The organism is Nakamurella sp. A5-74 (assembly GCF_040438885.1).
Taxonomy (GTDB): domain Bacteria; phylum Actinomycetota; class Actinomycetes; order Mycobacteriales; family Nakamurellaceae; genus Nakamurella.
On the sequence record NZ_CP159218.1, the window covers coordinates 4499222 to 4516238 of the forward strand.

The following is a 17017-nucleotide window of genomic DNA, read 5'->3' on the forward strand; positions in this document are numbered from 1 at the left end:
GACGGCGCACTGGATCGTTGCGACGGTGGTGCTGATATCCCTCGTCACCAGCTGCGACGGCGGTGCTGCCTCCGGACAGCCGTCACCGACACCCGCAAGTAGCACGATCACAACGACCGGAACGGTCACCAACACGGACGTGCAGCCCAACACGGTCCGGCTTCAAGCCACCCCATCGACGGGGATGTACGACGTGCCCTTCATCAGCACCGTCAGCGGTCTCAGACCCGGCGAACAGGCAACACTTCGTCTGGACACCGCCGCTGCGGACGGCACCGACTGGACATCCCAGGCGGAGTTCATCGCCGACGAACACGGAGGCTTCAACACCCGCCAAGTACCGTCCGCGGGCGACTACCGTGCCGCCGACCCGATGGGCCTGACAGAGACGCTGACGCCCGGCCGTCTCGGAGCAAGCTTCATCGGACCGACCCCGTTGGTGATGACCGAGAGCGTCCAGGTGGACGGTCGCACCGTCGCGACGACCACGCTCACCAGACTGCTGCCCAGCGGTGCCGGCGTCACCCGGACGCAGCTACGGCCGGCATCCGGCGGCCTCTACGCAGACATGTTCCAGCCCAAGCGGTCTGCCACGACATCGCGGACCGCGGTCCTGGTCATCGGTGGCTCCGAGGGCGGCAACGCCGGCTCATCGATCGTGGCCGCCGCGTTGGCATCCCGCGGCTACCCGGCGCTCTCACTGGCGTACTTCCACGAACCAGGACTCCCCACGAACCTCGAGCGCATACCACTGGAATACTTCCGGTCCGCGATCACCAAGCTCGCAGCGCAGCCCGGGGTCGACCCACATCGCATCGTGCTCTGGGGAGACTCCCGCGGCAGCGAGGCCGCGCTCCTCACCGCAGCCCACTTCCCCGACCAGGTCCACGCAGTGATCGCCTCCGTGCCGGGCGCCGAAGCAACCCCCGGGCTACCGGACCGATCAGCCCCCGCCTGGACGCTCAGCGAACAGCCCGTTCCGACCGCCCCCGCCGCCGACTCCCTGAAACAGTCATCGACGAGCCCGGCCACCATCCCGGTCGAGAACATCACCGGCCCGATCCTGCTCATCTGCGGCGGGCATGACGAGGTGTGGTCCTCCTGCCCCAACAGCACGACGATCAACGCACGCCTGACGGAGCACGATCGCACCCCGGCACAGCTCCTGAACTACCCGGACGCAGGCCACCTCGTCGGGTTCGCGGCGCCGTACATACCGTCCACTGCTACGAGCGCCACCACCGCCGACGGGCAGAACCTCCTCACCGGCGGTAGCTACCAGGCGGACCAAGCCGCACGAGCCGACGCCTGGCCGAAGATCCTGGCATTCCTGTCGTCCTGACGCCAGCGATTCCGAACTCCCCAGTTGCCTCGGACACCTCAACTCCAGAACCGCTTCCCCCTCGGTCAACTGATCTAGGGGCAGACCCGATGGGTCCGCCCCCACATCGGTTGACCGTCGGGGTGGACGGTTCAGACCGCGGTGGACGACACCGCTCATGCTCGCCTGTCCGCGAACGATCGTTCGCGTTACAACCTGGCCCGCCACCCGTCGCAGCAGGTCGAGTTTGTAAAGCAACCCGTGTAGACACCTATGTCACGCGCTTGGGGGTTTGCGTTACAGTCCGGGCTTGCGCATCGGCTACGGCAGGGTCTCCACCCGCGACCAACACCCCGAAGCGCAACACGACGCCCTCACCGCCGCCGGCTGCGACCAGATCTTCATCGACCACGCCTCCGGCAAACTCGCCCGCCGACCCCAGCTCGAGCAAGCCCTCGCCGTCGCCGGCCGCCAGGGCGACCAGCTCGTCATCACCAAGCTCGACCGGCTCGGCCGATCCCTCGAACACCTCATCGACCTGTCCCACGACCTGAACACCCGCGCGGTCGACCTGGTCGTCCTCGATCAAGGCATCGACACCTCCACCGCCGTCGGCCGAATGTCCTTCCACATCCTCGGCTCCATCGCCGAATACGAACACGCCCTCATGCCCGAACGCACCCACGACGGCCTCGCCGCCGCCCGGGCTCGCGGCCGCACCGGCGGCCAGAAACCCAAGCTCGGCACCCGCCAGGCCCGGGTGGCCCGGCAGATGTACGAGGAGATGGTCGAGAAGGGCCGGCACCGCTCCACCGTCGCCCAGATCGCCACCGAGTTCGGCGTCGCCCGACCCACCATTTGCCGCTACCTCGACGCGGCACCCACCGAATTGGAGGCCGCAGCGTCGTCCTGAGGTGCCGTACAACCAGTCAGGCGCGCGTCACTGTGCGCAGCACTCGCACGACCCGTCGCAGCCCGAGGTTTCCACCACCGCAACGGGAATTGCAGCCATGGGCGAACAGCAGGAATCGCCCTTCCACGCGTCGCGGCCCTCTCTGACCGCCACAGCAGAGATGACGAGAGCGACGATCGGATCAGCCCAGGACCAGCCCAACAGCGAGTTCAGCAGCAGCCCGGTGGCGCACACCCGCCTACCCCTGATGATCGGGTGCCCCTCGCCGCGTGGAGCCCGGGATCAGGCGATCGGGGTGTCGGCAGGTGCGGTCAGCCGTCGGAGCACCGTCCACAAGACGAGGAGGGCGACGGTGTTGGCGGCGATGATCAGCCAGATGACGGCGGTGATGCTGTGGTCGTACACCAGGCCCAGGACGCCGCCGGCGACGAGCAGGCCCAGCCCGCGGACCAGAGCCAGCCAACCGAAGGCAGCCGCGCGGGCGTTCGACGGAACGAGTTGGGTGACGACAACTTTGATGGTGGAGTCCAGGATGCCGTTGACGATGCCCCAGATGGCCACCCCGACCCAGACCAGCGCCGGGGTGTTGGTGAAGGCGACAGCAGCAAACGATGCTGCGACGGGGACCAGCAGCAACACCCGCGGTCCGTTCCGGTCGTAGATCCGTCCCACCACCAGGCCGCTGATCCCATCGACCAGCATGGCCAGCGCGAACAGCACCGGGATCGCCGCCTCGGTGAGTAGCCCCCTGGTCTGGGCGTGAAAGGCCAGCAGGGGAAAGGAGGCGATGCCGCAGGACAACACCGCAACGGCGGCGATGTAGCGCCACACCAGCGCAGGAAGTACCGGTCGTTGATACTTCGCCGGGTCCGCGGTGTCTGTGCCGGCCGAGGTCGAGGTCGAGGTCGAGGTCGAGGTCGGTGCAGGGTTGGCCGATTGTTCGTAGGCGGCGGGGTCCGGTACGCGGCGCCGCAACCACAGCAGCAGCACCAGCACCAGCACACCCGGGACGATGAGCACGCCGAAGGCGAGCCGATAGTCACCCTGGCGCCAGGACAACACTGCTGCCAGCAGCAGCGGTCCGACGACGGCGCCGAATTGATCCATCGCCTGGTGCACACCGAACGCGGTTCCGCGGCCGGTCCGGGTGGAGGCGTGCGAGAGCAGCGTGTCCTTGGCCGGCGATCTGACGGCCTTGCCCAGCCTTTCGGTGGCGTAGAGCACCAGGGCCGGGGCCAGCAGATGGGTGACGCCGATCAGCGGGACGCTGAGCACGGTGAGCGCATATCCGGTGATGGTCCACGCCCAGTAGTGCCGACTGCGGGCCACCAGGTACCCGGAGATCACCCGCAGGCCGTAGCCGATGAACTCGCCGGCGCCGGCGACCACGCCGACGATGGTGGCCGATGCTCCCAGGGTCGCCAGATACGGACCGATGATGCTGCGAGCACCCTCGTACACCATGTCGGCCAGCAGACTGACCAGGCCGAAGGACAACACGAAATGCCACGGCCGCAGCCCAGGTTCGTTCCCGGTCGGAACCCCGGCACTTCTCATCGCTGACATACCCACCCTCGGGATGCTGCACGGTAACCAACCTGGAGCCAGTGGCGTGGTTCGTCACGGTACCGGTCAGGAGGGGTCCGCCTGCGGTCCGAAAGTGGTGCACCCCATCCAGCCGCTCATCATTCACCGGATGAGCACGCACATCAGGATGATCGGTATACGGCGTCGTGCAGACGATGGACCTCCGAGCGTTCCGCCTCCCTGACCGTTCTGGCCAGCGGGCGCTGGCCACCGCCCGCGCCATCGGTCGGATCGCCCAACCGATGCAGGACTGCCGCGGCGTCCACCGCCCCCGCTTCGGCCCACCGCGGCACCGTCAGCACCGGGCGCTGGTCCGCCCAGCAGCCCAGCTGGGGCGCGATGACGGCGGTACCGACGTCCGCGCAGGCCTCGACCCAACCCGAGTGGGTCCCCCAGCGGTACGGCAGCAGCAGCGCATCCAGCGACGACAACCACCGCCAGAGCTGCTCGTCAGGAACCCCGGGTGCGACGACATCCAACCGCCAGCGGCCCTCCTGTGCGCCTGACAGCAGCCTCGCCCCCGCTGCCTTCCGCTCCCCGTCGTCACGGCCTCGGCCGTCGAAGAGCTGCTGCGAGACCCTTACGGTCGGCGTCGGTCCCGGCCACCCGTCCAGGAAGTCGAGTACTGCCGCGGTGTCGATGTTCGCCCGGAGGGCGCCCAGCGAAACGCCGATCTGCGGCGCGTCGAGCGAGCGCGGTGCGGCCCTGGTCCCGACCAGCTCGAGCGGAAGCAGGTGCGGGTGCTGGATGACGACGGCCTCGACTCCCCACCGCTGCCGCAGCACGGACGCGGCCGCCGAGGTCAGGGTGACGATGCGATCAGCGGCGTCGAGCGCCGCCCGCAGGTTGTCGTGGTGGCGGGTCTGGTCCGTCAGGTGCGGGTTGTCGATGTCGTGGACGGTGACGACGAGCAGCGCGCCCGCAGTGTGCACCGCTGCTGACCAGGCAGTGACCTCCGCCGGGCTCAGATGTTCGTACCCGAAGTGCAGGTGGACCACGTCGAAGGTCCCCGCGTGTGCCTGCTGCCAGGCGGGATCCAGCACCACGCTCGGATGCCAGCTCCCCGGGACGACCGGCGGAGTGGGATCGGGCAGGGTGCTGAAGAGCGCAGCGCGCTCGGCGACCGGCTCCAGATGGCGGACGTAGGCGTGCTCGCCAGGGACGTGCAGCACCCGGAGCCGAGGTTGCGTCATCGCCGTCGGCTCGGGGAACCGGTCGACCACCAGACCACCCACTTGTCGTCAGGGACACCATCGCCGGCCGGGACACAGCGCCCCACCGACCGGTTCCCCGACAGCGTCCACGGAAACGGGTACCCGGATGACCGCACCGACCGCGCCCGCGGCGCTGCACCTGGTGTTCGGACCACCCGAGCACGGCGTCACCCGGCACGCTCTCGAACTCGCCGCCGCGGCGGGCGAGCCGATCTGCCATCTCGATCGTCCGGCACCGCCCACCCTCGGGGCCGTGCTGCAGGCGCTGTCCCAGGAGGCGCTGCCGTCCGGAACCCCCGTCCACCTGCACGTCACCGATCGGCTGCTGGGTGCGACCCCGGCGGACGCCGCGGCGCTGGTCGAGGGCCTGGCCGCCGTGCATCCGATCAGCGTCACCCTGCACGACCTGCCGCAACCCTCCGACGGTCCCGAACGGTTCGCGCGCCGCGCAGCGGCCTACCACCGGATCGCCGTAGCCGCGATCTCGGTCCAGGTGTCCAGCCGTCACGAACGGGCGCTGCTGGCCGCCATCGCGCCGGCGGTGCGGACAGTCGTGGTGCCGTTGCCGGTGCCCGGACGCCCTGCCGCGCGGCGATCAGCCGCGGCTGCGGCCGTCCGGACGGCACCCACCGTCGGCATCCTCGGGTACCTGTATCCGGGCAAGGGTCACGCGGAGGTGCTGGCCGTGCTCGATCAGCTGGGCCGGGACGAAGTCGGTCTGGTGGCTCTGGGGGGCCCGTCCGCGGGACACGACTGGCTCGTGGACGACCTGCGGCACCGGGCGGGCGGCCGCGCCCTCGAGATCACCGGCTACCTGGACGACGAGGAGCTGGACCGTCGGATCTCGGCCGTCACCGTGCCCGTGGTCGCACCGAGCCACGTCTCGGCCTCCGGCTCGCTGCATCGGTGGATCGGCTGCGGCCGCCGTCCGGTGACGCTCGACAACCCGTACACCCGGGAGGTCGCGGAGCTGCTGCCGGGAAGCCTCGTCCTGACGGACGATCTGTCGTCGGCGATCGCCGCGGCACTGCTGAGACCCGCGACGACCTGGTGTGATGCCTTGCGGCCCAGCGGATTCGAGCGGGCGGGTTGTGCTGCGGCCGCTGCCGCCCAGTCGTCGGCGATCCGGTCGGCAGCGCTCCGGTCGGCGACGCTCCGGTCGGCGGCGCTCCGGTCGGCGGCGCTCCGGGCGCTCCGGTGAGCGGGCGCCCGCCGTGGGATGCCCCGACGCTCGCGCCGCACGATCCACCGGAGGTCTCGGTCGTGGTGCCGTACTACGACGACCCGGCGACTGTGGACCTGCTGCTGCGGGCCCTGGATCAGCAGGTCGGCGGCGTCCGCTTCGAGGTGATCGTGGCCGACGACGGTTCACCGGCGTCACCGGTGATCCCGGACGAACTCGGCTTCCGCTGCAGGGTGGTCGGGCAGCCGGATCTCGGATTCCGGGCGGCAGCTGCGCGCAATCTCGGTGCCGCCGCCGCGACCGGGGAGCTGTTGGTCTTCCTGGACGGCGACACCCTGCCCACCGGCGACTACCTGGTACGCATGGTGCAAGCGCTCCGCGACACCGACCGAGGACACGGGGGGATGGTCGTCGCCCGGCGGCGCCACATCGACCTCGCCGGTCTCACGCCCGACACGGTGCTGACCCTGCTAGCCGGCGCCGATCTGGCGGCGGCCGGGGTCACACCCCTGCCGGAGCCCGCCTGGTTGGCGGACGGCTATGCGAGGACCGACGACCTGCTGCACTCCGGCGACGACGATTTCCGCCTGGTGATCTCGGCGGTGCTCGCCATCGACCGCCGGTCGTTCACCGCCATCGGCGGCTTCGACGAGAACTTTGTCGGGTACGGCGGCGAGGACTGGGATCTGGCCTGGCGCTCGTGGGTGGCTGGGGTCGACCGCCGGTACGCACCGGGAGCGGTCGCGTGGCACGACGGGCCGGACGCCGGCGGCCGCCCGGCAGACCCGCTCGCGAAGAACCTGGAGACGATCCGGCTCGCCCGCCTCGTCCCGCTGCCGTCCACCCGAGGATCCGCGCTGTGGCACGAGATCCCGCAGATCGCCGTGCGATATCTCGGGCCGGTGACCGGCACCGCAGCCGACGCCGCCGTCATCGCCGCGGCGGCCGGGCTGCTGGAGGGTTCGGACGCAGCCGTGTGGTTCCCCGATGTCGAAGGCCGACAGGGATTGCCTCCACTGCTGGCCGACGACCCCCGGGTGCACGCCGGCGAGGTGCCTCCGCACATCGCCGCTCGCACGCGCTACCTGGCGGAAGTCCGGGCGCCTCTCCAGCTGACGACCACCTTGCAGACCGCCTGTGCCACAGGGGATCTGAGCATTCCCGACGTCATGGAACTCCGCCATGCCCGCTCCGTTGCCCGCGATGAGAGCCTAACCAGCCGGGGGTCCGTCGAGTACCGGCTGATCGACGCGGACGTCTCCCTGGAGCGCTGGTGGGCGGGGTGGTGAGTGGGAGCCGGTCCGGCCACCGAGCTCCGCTGCCAGGTGCCCGCGATCAGAGCGCCAGTCGCTGCGCCGCCAGCGCGCGGTAGCGACCCTCGGCCGATGCGTCCAGCACCCCCCGGCGCACCAACTCCAGCACGCAGCGCAGAGCCAGTCCGAAGCTGCCGTAGCCGGCGTCGGCGATCAGCGCCAGCCTGGCCAGCTGCCCGTCCGTCATCAGATCCGTCCGGACCGGGTCGCGGACGTACAGCACGTCCGCCTCGACCAGCTGCCGCGACGCCAGCTCCAGCGGATCGGCCCACTGCACCGGAGCCATCGGCCAGGTACGGGTGGTGACGAAACGGTGCGGGACGAAGCCCTGCGCGCGCAACTCCAGATCGACGTCCGCGAACGTCGGCTGGCCCGTGTAGAGCCGGTGGAAGCCGACCTCCGCCTGAACGGCAGCGGTCGCCGAGAGCGCGCGGCGACCGGCCTGCAGCACGGCGAGCTCGCCGCCCTGGATGTCGATCTTCAGCAGGTCGATGTGCTCGATCTCGGTGATGTCGTCCAGCCGACGGGTGTCCACCGGCAGGGTGTCGACCACGGTCGCCAGCCCGGGGAAGTCGACGAGCAGCTCGAGCTGCGCGGGATCGGGTGCCAGCAGGCTGGCGAACCCGGAGCTCGCACACAGGTGCAGCGTCGCACTCCTGCCGTCGCCGACCACGTGCGGCAGGTACGTCTCCTGCGGACCGGCCCGGCGCTGCAGGTCGGCCAATGCCTCGGTCTGCGGCTCGAAGCCGGTGACGTGCGCGGCCCCGGAGTCGAGCAGCAATGTGTACGGCGTGACGTCGTCGAGCGGGTTGGCTCCGATGTCGACCACCGAGATCGGTGGCCGGCCATCGGTCCGGTCCTCGAATGCCGGGTCCAGGAGTTCCCGCACGTCCGTGGCAGCGCGCAGTTCGGCAGCGGACCCGCCGTGCCGCAGGGCCGCATTTGCGTCCTGGGCGAGCGAGCGGTCCGGCGGTGTGGAGGCGTTCCCTCCGGAGATGGGGCGATCTGCGCTGGTCATGGGCACCAACGTAGCCAGGTGGCGAGCCCGGTCACCCCGGGGGTTCTGTCCCGTTTCGTCCCCGCCCCCAGCGGGCAGTGGAACGAGGATGACTGTCGCCGCCCCCCACCTCGCCGTGCTGGCACACCCACGCCATCCCGTCGCCGAACCGTTCGCCGGCGGGATGGAGTCGCACACCTGGCATCTGTGCAAGGAGCTCACAGCGCTCGGAGCTCACACCACGCTGTACGCACCGCGAGGATCGGATCAGTCGATCGCCTCCGAGTTGCGCACCTACCCGGAGCTGACCCTTTCCGCGACAGCCGCGCGGGACGAGACCCGGCCGTCCGATCTCGAGCTCTACCAGCACCACGCCCTGATGTCCGCTGTGGCCGAGATCGCCGCGGACAGCCGCATCGATGCCGTCCACAACCAGACCCTGCATTATCTGCCGATCGCGACCTCCGCGCTGCTGCCACCGATGGTCACCACGCTGCACACCCCACCGTTCTCCTGGCTGGAGTCGGCGATCCGCACGGGAGGTCGGGGCACCGGCTTCGTCGCCGTCTCCCGCTACATCGCCGACGAGTTCTCCGAGCTCCTGGCGACCCCGGCGCACGTCATCCACAACGGCGTCGACACGGCCCTGTTCAGACCAGGACCCGGCGGCGACGATCTGGCCTGGACCGGCCGGATGGTGCCGGAGAAGGCGCCCCACCTGGCGATCGACGCGGCTCGTGCGGCTGGACGCCCGCTGAGCCTGATGGGGCCGATCGGCGACCGGGAGTACTTCGATCTCCAGGTCCGTCCCCGGCTGGGCGGCACCATCGATTACCTCGGGCACCTCGACCGGCGCGGGGTGGCCGCCGTCCTGCAGCAATCCGCGGCCTGCCTGATGACCTCGGTCTGGCCCGAGCCGTTCGGGCTGTCGGCGGCCGAGGCGGTCTGCTGCGGCACCCCGGTGATCGGCTTCCGGGTGGGAGGTCTCGGCGAGGTCATCTGCCGACCCGAGCTGGGCTCGCTGGTCACGGCCTGGGATGTCCCCGCGATGGCAGCGGCGGTCGATCGGGTCGTCGACCTCGATCGCACGGCGACGGCAGCGACAGCGGCACGCCTGTTCTCTCTGCGCCGCATGGCATCCGAGTACCTGGAGTTGTTCGCCGGCCTGGACGCCCTGCGCGGGTTCGACCGTGCGGGATGACAGCTGTGCGGGATGACAGCTGTGCAGGATGAGAAACGTGCCGGATGACGGCCGTGCCGGGTGAGATCTTCTACTACGTCCATCACCATGGCGGGGGCCACCGCAGCCGAGCCCGGGAGATCTTGCGCCACCTCGAGGCCGATGTCTTCCTGCTGAGCTCGCTGCCGCGCCCACCCGATCTGGACGCCTGGGTACCGGCGGGCTCGACGGCTCGCCGTGACTGGCTGGAGCTGGCCTGGGACACCGGCGACGGCGCCGATCCCGCTGCCGCCGCCCGCTACGAAGACCCGGACGCCGGCGGCCTGCTGCACTGGGTACCGATCGGTCACCACGGCTTGCAGCTGCGCCACCAGCAGCTGACGGCCGCGATCGCCGAACACTCACCTGCCCTGCTGGTCTCCGACGTGTCCGCCGAGATCGCCTGTGTCGCCAGACTTTCCGGCGTTCCGGTGGTGTCGGTACTGCTCCCAGGGCGACGTGACGACGCCCCCCATCGACTGGCCTTCGAGCTGAGCCGCGGGTTGCTCGCACCGTGGCCGCGTCCGCCCACCGCGCCGGAATGGTTGCGGCCGTGGGCGTCCCGCACGTTCTTCGCCGGCGGGATCGGCGCCGAAGTAGCGGCGACCGCACGATCCGCCGCAGGACAGGTGGCCGGACGGACGGTGATTCCCGCCTTCGGCACCGACCCGGCCCCGCAGCAGCAGTGGCGCGCAGCCGCGGCCGCATCCCGCACCTGGAACTGGCAGCTCGACGCCGAGCTGCTCCCGGTCCAGCAGTGGCGGCAGCGGCTCGCTGCCGCCGATGTGGTCATCGCCCACGCCGGACTGGGCACCATCGCCGACCTCGCGGTAACCGGGCGACGGTCCGTGATCATCCCGCAGCCCCGCCCCTTCGGCGAGCAGGACGCCACCGCCGAGCTGGTGCGTTCCCTCGGCATCGGATCGTTGGTGCTGCCCGACTGGCCGACAGTCGGCGACTGGGACGCGTTGCTGGACAGGGTCTCTGCCGGACCGGCGGACGACTGGTCGGCGTGGAGCGTCCAGGACGGCGCCCGTCGGGCAGCCAAGTGGCTGCTCGAGCAGGCGACATGACACGTCCAGCCTTGAACGTGCCTCGCACGGCTGTGGTCATCATCGTCCACGGCCGGCACCGCCATCTGCAGCGTCAGCTGCTCTCGCTGGACGGCCTCGTCACCGCGGACTCGATCCTGCACGTGGTGGTGGCGATGGCCGACAGCGACGTGGCCCAGTTGGTCGCACGCGCGGCGGACGGCCCCGTCGATGTCGCCCACCGGGTTGTCGTCGAGTTGCCGGTCGGCGAAGACGCCGAACTGCCGTTGGCGGCGGCCCGCAACGTCGGCGCGAGCGCCGGGCTCGAGTGGGGTGCTGATCTGCTGGTGTTCCTGGACGTCGACTGCCTGGCGCATCCCGATCTGATCACCGACTACCGCGCTGCGACGCACGGTGGTCGAGCGAGCACAGCGAGTCGAGACCCCGAACCAACACACAACCCTGACGCTGGTCGAGCCAGCGCAGCGAGTCGAGACCCCGTCGACCTCACGGGTCCGATCCTGTGGTGCGGCCAGGTCAGCTACCTGCCGCCGCTGCCCGCCGGCGTCGCCGACTACCCGCTGATCGACCTGGATTCCTGGTCGGCACCTCATTCGGCGCGCCCCGTGCTGCCGCCCGGCGCGATCCAGCTGACGCGCGACGTGCGGCTGTTCTGGTCGCTCAACTTCGCCGTCACAGCGCGCGATTGGCACGCTTCGGGCGGTTTCCACCCCGGGTATCGCGGCTACGGCGGCGAGGACACCGACTTCGCGAGGGGTGTCGCGGCCCGCGGCGGCGGGCTCGGTTGGATCGGCGGGGCAGCAGCGTTCCACCAGCACCACCCGACCAGCTCCCCGCCATGGCAGCACCTGGCCGCGATCGTCCGCAACGCCCATGTGTTCCGGGATCGCTGGGGAACCTTCCCGATGGAGGGCTGGCTGGAGGCCTTCGCCGCAGCGGGGGCGATCGACTACCGACCCGACGACGGCATCCTCGAGTTGACAGCGGACCCGCCTCCCCCGCACGACTGACCTGTCCCTGACGAACACGAACGGTTCCTCCTGTTACGATACGAATCGTGCCGTATCCGAAGCAAGGTGATCCTCCTGATCCCGCCCCCCGCACCGGGGGACGTCCGCGAGATGACCGACGGGAGGGCGAGATCCTCGCGGCGGCAAATGCCCTGCTCGCGGAACGTGGGTACGACGGCGTCACCTTCGAGGAGGTCGCGCGACGAGCAGGCGCCTCGAAGGCCACCCTCTACCGGCGATGGAAGTCCAAGCGGGACATGGTGATCGCTGCGCTGAAGGCAGGACCCGCTGCCCGCGAGGGCGCTACCGAGATCGACACCGGGAGCCTGCGCGGTGACCTGCTCGCGCTGTGTCGCCGGCTGGCCAGGACCATGCAGGCCGCCGACAGCCGAGCCGCACTGCTGCTCCTGCAGGCCGGTCTGGAGGATCCCGAACTGTGCGAGGAGATCGAACGATCGGTCGGCCCCACCGGGGCCCGGCTCCCGGTCAACGTGGTCGAGGCCGCCGTCACCCGCGGGGAGCTTCCGGCCGGCACCGACCCGTTCGCCTACGAGGAAGTGGCCGGCTCCGCGATCCTGCTGCGGCGGCTGAACGGTCTCGACATCGCAGACCCCTACCTCGAGGCGCTCGTCGACGCCGTACTGCTGCCGGCGCTGAGCGCGTCAGCCACCCCCGGCACCCCACCGCTTCCCGCCGGCATTTTCTCCGGGCACCCCGCCCCGGCCACCACCCCCAACTCAGGCACCCCCGACCCGAAGGACATCCCATGATCGAGCTGACCATCGACGGATTCGACTACACCACCCTGCCGGGCGCCGAAGGGGTGGAACTCAGTGTCGCGAGCGCCGGCACCGGACCCGCTGTCGTTCTGTTGCACGGGTTTCCGCAGACCCACTACATGTGGCGCGCCGTCGCCGGCGAGCTCGTCGAGGACCACACTGTAATCCTCGCCGACCTGCGCGGCTACGGCCGGAGCGACAAGCCGCCGGAGCAGGGACCGCAGACCTACTCCAAGCGCACCATGGGCCTCGACGTCATCGAGGCCGTGCGCGCCCTCGGACACGAGCGGTTCGGTCTGATCGGCCACGACCGCGGCGCGCTCGTCGGTGTCCGTGCGGCGCTCGATCACCCGGAAACCGTGCGGTACCTCGGGATTCTCGATGTGCTGCCCACCCTGGACACCTGGAACGTGCTGAGCGGAGTGAACGCCAAGGTGGCCTGGCACCTGTATCTGATGGCTCAGCCGAAGGGGTTGCCGGAGAAGATGATCAGGGCCGTCGCACCCGAGTTCTTCGGGTCGTTCCTGGACGCCTGGGACCCGACCGGTTCGACGTTCACCCCTGAGGTCCGCCGGCACTACCTCGACAGCTCGATCGCCGCCGTCGACTCCATCGTCGCCGACTACCGCGCCACCGCCGGCATCGACCTCGAGATGGACCTGGCAGACCGCGCCGCCGGACGGCAGCTGACGATGCCGGTGGGCGTCATCTCCCAGGACTGGGGCTCCCAGCTCGGCTTCGACGCTGCCGCGCTCTGGGGCGCGTGGGCACCCGACCTCAGCTACGAGCCCATCGAGGCCGGGCACTTCATGGCCGAGGAGGAACCGGCCGAGATCGTCCGGTTCGTCCGAGACCTGGCTGCGCGCTCCGGTCCCCTCGGCTAGAGCGCCGACGCAGGTTCGCCGACGACGACATCGACACCGGGATCAGGGAGCACCAGCCGGCGATTCTGGACGATCCGGTCGGCGACGACGTGCACCTTGGTGTTGCTCGACTGGGACAGTCGGCGGATGAGCGCGAAGGCCTGCCCGGAGTCGATGTCGAACTGCGCCATGACGATCCCCTGCGCCTGACCGACGAGATTGCGGGCGTCGATCGCCTTCCAGAGGTTGATCTCCTGCCGGTGATGGGCCAACTCGAGCGAGGCGTGCACCGCACCGAGCTGCGCGATGTCCAACTCGTCCGCATCGATCTGGTGTGGCTGCCGCCAGTAGAGGTTCAGGCAGCCAAGCGGTCCGGTCCGGCGATGCAGCACGACGCTGATCACCGCGTGGATCCCGTGCCCCAGCGTCTCGGCCGACCAGTCGGGCCACCTCGGGTCGACGGCGAGGTCTGAGCTGAAGACGACGGTGTCCGTCGCCGCAGCGGTGATGCACGGGCTCGGATCGTGCTCGTCATAGACGTCGCCCAGCGGCGCGGCGGCAGGGTCGGAGGTCGCCACCACGACCAAGGCCTTCGAGGGGATGCGCTCGGTGATGGTGACGACATCGGCCACCTGCAGCGACGCGACCGCCCGGATGACGGCGTCCAGCCCGGATCCGGGCTGGACGACCGGCGAGTCACGTGTTGCCGACACGAGGTCGGCCAGTTGCGCAGCGGCGCGGGTGCTCATCGGTGCCTCCTGGCGGTGCTCTGTGGCGGAACGGACCTACCGCCGTGGTCTGAAGCTACCGCCCGTCGGACCCGGCGGTCGACGATTATGGCCGGTCCGAGCCGCCCGCAGGCCGTTAAGGTGGGGAATCCGGCGGTCCCGGACCCTGGCAGCCCCCGGCGGTCCCGGACCCCGGCAGATCAGAGGAGCACCGACGATGCCGGTCACCGAGAACGCGATCCCGTGGACGGAACTGGATCCCGCCGTCGTCCCGCGCGGGAGTCTGGGATTCGTCTGGGGCAACTGCCAGGCCGAATCGATCCGGCGGATGATCGCCCCGGTCGCGCTCGAGCACGGTGTGCGGTTCGTCCGGCTGCCGCCGGTGTTCGAGATGTCCGCTGCCGACGTCGCTCGGCTGCACGCGCTGCTGCCGATCGCCGGCGTGCTCGTCACACAACCGGTCAAGGACGAATACCGCATCCCAGGTTGCGGCTCCCGACAGCTGATCGAGAAGCTGGCCGACTCCGGGCAGGTCGTCACCGTCCCGAGCACGCACTACGAGGGCCTGCATCCATGGCAGGTGCACGCCCACGACGAGGCCGGCGGATCGGTCGACGCACCGCTGGTGGACTACCACGACCTGCGCCTGCTGACCGCGGCCGATCGCGGGTGGGACGTCGCCCGCGCGGTGGAGCTCGTCGCAGCGAGCGACCCCGACCCCGCAGCCGTGCAGGAACTGTCGGCCGCGAGCATCACCGAGCTCCGTCGGCGCACCGCGGGCCTGGACGTCGACACGGTGGATGCGGTGATCGCTGCCGGGGCGTCAGCGATGTGGACCGTCAACCACCCGTCCAACGCAGTGCTGGGAGCGTTGGGGCGGGGCGTGCTGTCGGTGCTCGGATGGTCGGGCGAACCCGCCGTCCCCGAGTACGAGATGCTCGGCCGGATCCGTACCCCGGTTGCACCCGCTGTGCGCGAAGCGCTGCACCTCCCGACCGCTGCCGCCGCGCAGTCGTGGCAGATCGATGACGAGCCGGTCGCGTGGGAGATCGTGGCGGAGCCGGTGCTGGAGCTGTACCGGCAGCGGCCCGATCTCGTGGGGCGCACTCTGGGCCGGTACCGGGACCGGCTGGCTGCACTCGAGCGATGAACGTGCCGGGACCGCATCCTGGTGGAGCCGCCGCACGGATTGCGCTGCCTGCCCAGGGCTGACACCCTCCCAGCGTGCGATCCTTCGACGAACTGGTGTCCGAAGCCGCATCCGCTGATGTCAGCGGATGGGGTTTCTCCTGGTTGGACGGCAGAGCGACCGAGGAGCGTCCGCCGTGGAGATTTGTCCGGCTGCTCGCCGAGCGCCTGGGTCGTGCCGAGTGCGCGCTCGACATCGACACCGGCGGCGGCGAGCTCATCTCCGAGATACCCCTCCTGCCTCGACAGCTGACCGTCACCGAGTCGTGGGCGCCGAATGCGCAGTGGGCTCGGGAACGGTTGGCGGACAGGGGCGTGCGAGTCGTCGAGACCGAACAGGGCGCCCCGCTGCCGTTCGCCGATGCCTCGTTCGACCTCGTGACCGCGCGCCATCCGGTGACGCCGCCGTGGGCCGAGATCCGCCGCGTCCTGCGTCCGGGTGGTCGGTACTTCGCGCAGCACGTCGGGCCGGCCTCTGCGTTCGAGCTCATCGAGTTCCTCCTCGGACCGTTGCCCGAGAACCGGACCGGACGTGACCCCGAGCGGGAGGTTGCTGCAGCCACCGCCGCCGGACTCGAGGTCGAGGATCTGCGCACCGCCCGCTGTCGCCTGGAGTTCTTCGACGTGGGTGCCATCGTCTGGATTCTGCGGAAGTGCGTCTGGTGGGTCCCGGACTTCACCACTGCCGGATACGAGAGCGCACTGCGTGAGCTCGATGCCCGGATGCGTGGCGGGCAGCCGTTCGTCGCGCACTCGACGCGTCACCTCGTGGACGCACGCAGACCGTGATCCGCCGCGTTGCGCCGAAGAGCGACGCTTGCGGAACGGGCGATCCGGGACCGATGCTGGGACGGTGGCGAACCACGGACAGGCGCGCGGATGACGAGCATCGACCTCAACAGTGACATCGGCGAGGGCTTCGGACGGTGGACCCTCGGCGACGACGCGGCCATGCTCGAAGTGGTCTCCAGCGCGAACATCGCGTGCGGATTCCATGCCGGTGATCCGCGCGGCATGCTCGCCACCGCGCGGACGGCGGTGCGCACCGGGAGCAGTATCGGCGCCCACGTCGGCTACCGGGATCTGGCCGGTTTCGGTCGGCGCGACCTGGACGTCGCCTCCGCAGACCTCGTCCCCGAGATCGTCTACCAGATCGGCGCGCTGCAGGCGCTCGCCGCTGTTGCCGGTGGCCGCGTCAGCTACGTGAAACCCCATGGGGCGCTCTACAACCGGATCGCGCACGACGAGCGGCAGGCCGCGGATGTCGTGCGGGCCGTACGGGACGTCGACGACTCGCTGGTGCTGCTCGGCCTGCCCGGCAGCGTCGTCCTGCGGATCGCCGAGGAGCAGGGTCTGCGCACCGCCCGCGAGGCGTTCGCCGATCGCGCCTACACCGCCGACGGTCGGCTGGTTCCGCGCAACGCACCGGGCAGCGTGCTGCACGACCCCGACGAGGTCGCGATTCGGATGCTGCGGCTCGTCGAGACCGGCGAGCTGGTCGCCGTCGACGGATCGACGATCGCGCTGCGGGCCGATTCGATCTGCGTGCACGGCGACACCCCCGGCGCTGCGGCGATGGCCGGCGCCCTGCGACGACGACTCGAGTCCGCCGGTGTGCGGATCGGTCCGTTCGCCCCCGCTCCATGACCG

16 protein-coding genes and 1 pseudogene are annotated in these 17017 nt (G+C 70.3%); 12 read left to right on the top strand and 5 right to left on the bottom strand.

Annotation, left to right across the window (positions count from 1 at the left end):
• Positions 1–139 precede the first annotated feature (139 nt).
• Positions 140–1342: an acyl-CoA thioesterase/bile acid-CoA:amino acid N-acyltransferase family protein gene (locus ABLG96_RS20700; protein WP_353649192.1), complete on the top strand. Its 1203-nt coding sequence runs from the start codon at positions 140–142 to the stop codon at positions 1340–1342.
• A gap of 289 nt (positions 1343–1631) precedes the next feature.
• Positions 1632–2234 (top strand): recombinase family protein, encoded by a 603-nt coding sequence (locus tag ABLG96_RS20705; RefSeq protein WP_353649193.1) that lies wholly within the window; start codon positions 1632–1634, stop codon positions 2232–2234.
• Positions 2235–2261: 27 nt separating this feature from the next.
• On the opposite strand, the pseudogene ABLG96_RS20710 reads toward ABLG96_RS20705, so the two are convergent.
• The 3 genes and pseudogenes from ABLG96_RS20710 to ABLG96_RS20720 form a co-directional block, all read right to left on the bottom strand.
• Positions 2262–2456, bottom strand: a pseudogene (locus ABLG96_RS20710) (cation transporter); the annotation flags it as partial.
• Between the two features lie 60 nt (positions 2457–2516).
• Complete coding sequence (locus ABLG96_RS20715) at positions 2517–3800, bottom strand: MFS transporter (RefSeq protein WP_353651610.1); 1284 nt, start codon at positions 3798–3800, stop codon at positions 2517–2519.
• A 143-nt stretch (positions 3801–3943) separates the two neighbouring features.
• Positions 3944–5044 carry a hypothetical protein gene (locus ABLG96_RS20720; protein WP_353649194.1) on the bottom strand — a complete coding sequence of 367 codons (1101 nt, stop codon included), beginning with the start codon at positions 5042–5044 and terminating at the stop codon, positions 3944–3946.
• Positions 5045–5141: 97 nt separating this feature from the next.
• Here ABLG96_RS20720 and ABLG96_RS20725 point away from each other — a divergent pair, with 97 nt between their 5' ends.
• Together ABLG96_RS20725 and ABLG96_RS20730 are read left to right on the top strand one after the other, a co-directional pair.
• Positions 5142–6236 (top strand): hypothetical protein, encoded by a 1095-nt coding sequence (locus tag ABLG96_RS20725; RefSeq protein ID WP_353649195.1) that lies wholly within the window; start codon positions 5142–5144, stop codon positions 6234–6236.
• A complete protein-coding gene (locus ABLG96_RS20730) occupies positions 6233–7507 on the top strand; it encodes a glycosyltransferase (RefSeq protein ID WP_353649196.1) in 1275 nt (424 codons plus the stop codon). Before ABLG96_RS20725 ends, ABLG96_RS20730 begins: the two co-directional genes overlap by 4 nt.
• Positions 7508–7553: 46 nt before the next feature.
• On the opposite strand, the gene ABLG96_RS20735 is transcribed toward ABLG96_RS20730, so the two are convergent.
• Positions 7554–8549: an FkbM family methyltransferase gene (locus tag ABLG96_RS20735; RefSeq protein WP_353649197.1), complete on the bottom strand. Its 996-nt coding sequence runs from the start codon at positions 8547–8549 to the stop codon at positions 7554–7556.
• A gap of 88 nt (positions 8550–8637) precedes the next feature.
• On the opposite strand from ABLG96_RS20735, the gene ABLG96_RS20740 reads away from it, so the two are divergent.
• The 5 genes from ABLG96_RS20740 to ABLG96_RS20760 are packed head-to-tail and all read left to right on the top strand — an operon-like array spanning position 8638 to position 13472.
• Positions 8638–9729, top strand: a complete 1092-nt coding sequence (locus ABLG96_RS20740) for a glycosyltransferase (RefSeq protein WP_353649198.1) — start codon at positions 8638–8640, stop codon at positions 9727–9729.
• A gap of 44 nt (positions 9730–9773) precedes the next feature.
• Positions 9774–10820, top strand: a complete 1047-nt coding sequence (locus ABLG96_RS20745) for a glycosyltransferase (protein WP_353649199.1) — start codon at positions 9774–9776, stop codon at positions 10818–10820.
• Entirely contained in the window at positions 10817–11809 is a 993-nt protein-coding gene (locus tag ABLG96_RS20750) for a glycosyltransferase family 2 protein (RefSeq protein ID WP_353649200.1), read from the top strand. Before ABLG96_RS20745 ends, ABLG96_RS20750 begins: the two co-directional genes overlap by 4 nt.
• 47 nt (positions 11810–11856) lie before the next feature.
• The gene (locus ABLG96_RS20755; protein ID WP_353649201.1) at positions 11857–12579 is read left to right on the top strand and encodes a TetR/AcrR family transcriptional regulator; all 723 of its coding nucleotides are present in this window, start codon (positions 11857–11859) and stop codon (positions 12577–12579) included.
• Entirely contained in the window at positions 12576–13472 is an 897-nt protein-coding gene (locus tag ABLG96_RS20760; RefSeq protein WP_353649202.1) for an alpha/beta hydrolase, read from the top strand. Before ABLG96_RS20755 ends, ABLG96_RS20760 begins: the two co-directional genes overlap by 4 nt.
• Here the strand turns inward: ABLG96_RS20760 and ABLG96_RS20765 are convergent.
• Positions 13469–14200, bottom strand: coding sequence for a GAF and ANTAR domain-containing protein (locus ABLG96_RS20765; protein ID WP_353649203.1), 732 nt, complete (start codon positions 14198–14200; stop codon positions 13469–13471). The genes ABLG96_RS20760 and ABLG96_RS20765 overlap by 4 nt on opposite strands.
• Positions 14201–14396: 196 nt before the next feature.
• On the opposite strand from ABLG96_RS20765, the gene ABLG96_RS20770 reads away from it, so the two are divergent.
• The 3 genes from ABLG96_RS20770 (at position 14397) to ABLG96_RS20780 (ending at position 17014) form a co-directional block, all read left to right on the top strand.
• Positions 14397–15329, top strand: coding sequence for a WcbI family polysaccharide biosynthesis putative acetyltransferase (locus ABLG96_RS20770; RefSeq protein WP_353649204.1), 933 nt, complete (start codon positions 14397–14399; stop codon positions 15327–15329).
• A gap of 74 nt (positions 15330–15403) precedes the next feature.
• Complete coding sequence (locus ABLG96_RS20775) at positions 15404–16156, top strand: class I SAM-dependent methyltransferase (RefSeq protein ID WP_353649205.1); 753 nt, start codon at positions 15404–15406, stop codon at positions 16154–16156.
• A 90-nt stretch (positions 16157–16246) separates the two neighbouring features.
• Positions 16247–17014 (top strand): 5-oxoprolinase subunit PxpA, encoded by a 768-nt coding sequence (locus ABLG96_RS20780; RefSeq protein WP_353649206.1) that lies wholly within the window; start codon positions 16247–16249, stop codon positions 17012–17014.
• The last annotated feature ends 3 nt before the right edge of the window (positions 17015–17017 follow it).

Coding starts and splice junctions, on each gene's coding strand:
- ABLG96_RS20725 (WP_353649195.1), top strand. CDS start 5,142: ATGACCGCACCGACCGCGCCCGCGGCGCTGCACCTGGTGTTCGGACCA.
- ABLG96_RS20770 (WP_353649204.1), top strand. CDS start 14,397: ATGCCGGTCACCGAGAACGCGATCCCGTGGACGGAACTGGATCCCGCC.
- ABLG96_RS20760 (WP_353649202.1), top strand. CDS start 12,576: ATGATCGAGCTGACCATCGACGGATTCGACTACACCACCCTGCCGGGC.
- ABLG96_RS20715 (WP_353651610.1), bottom strand. CDS start 3,800: ATGTCAGCGATGAGAAGTGCCGGGGTTCCGACCGGGAACGAACCTGGG.
- ABLG96_RS20750 (WP_353649200.1), top strand. CDS start 10,817: ATGACACGTCCAGCCTTGAACGTGCCTCGCACGGCTGTGGTCATCATC.
- ABLG96_RS20780 (WP_353649206.1), top strand. CDS start 16,247: ATGACGAGCATCGACCTCAACAGTGACATCGGCGAGGGCTTCGGACGG.
- ABLG96_RS20735 (WP_353649197.1), bottom strand. CDS start 8,549: ATGACCAGCGCAGATCGCCCCATCTCCGGAGGGAACGCCTCCACACCG.
- ABLG96_RS20740 (WP_353649198.1), top strand. CDS start 8,638: ATGACTGTCGCCGCCCCCCACCTCGCCGTGCTGGCACACCCACGCCAT.
- ABLG96_RS20765 (WP_353649203.1), bottom strand. CDS start 14,200: ATGAGCACCCGCGCCGCTGCGCAACTGGCCGACCTCGTGTCGGCAACA.
- ABLG96_RS20745 (WP_353649199.1), top strand. CDS start 9,774: ATGACGGCCGTGCCGGGTGAGATCTTCTACTACGTCCATCACCATGGC.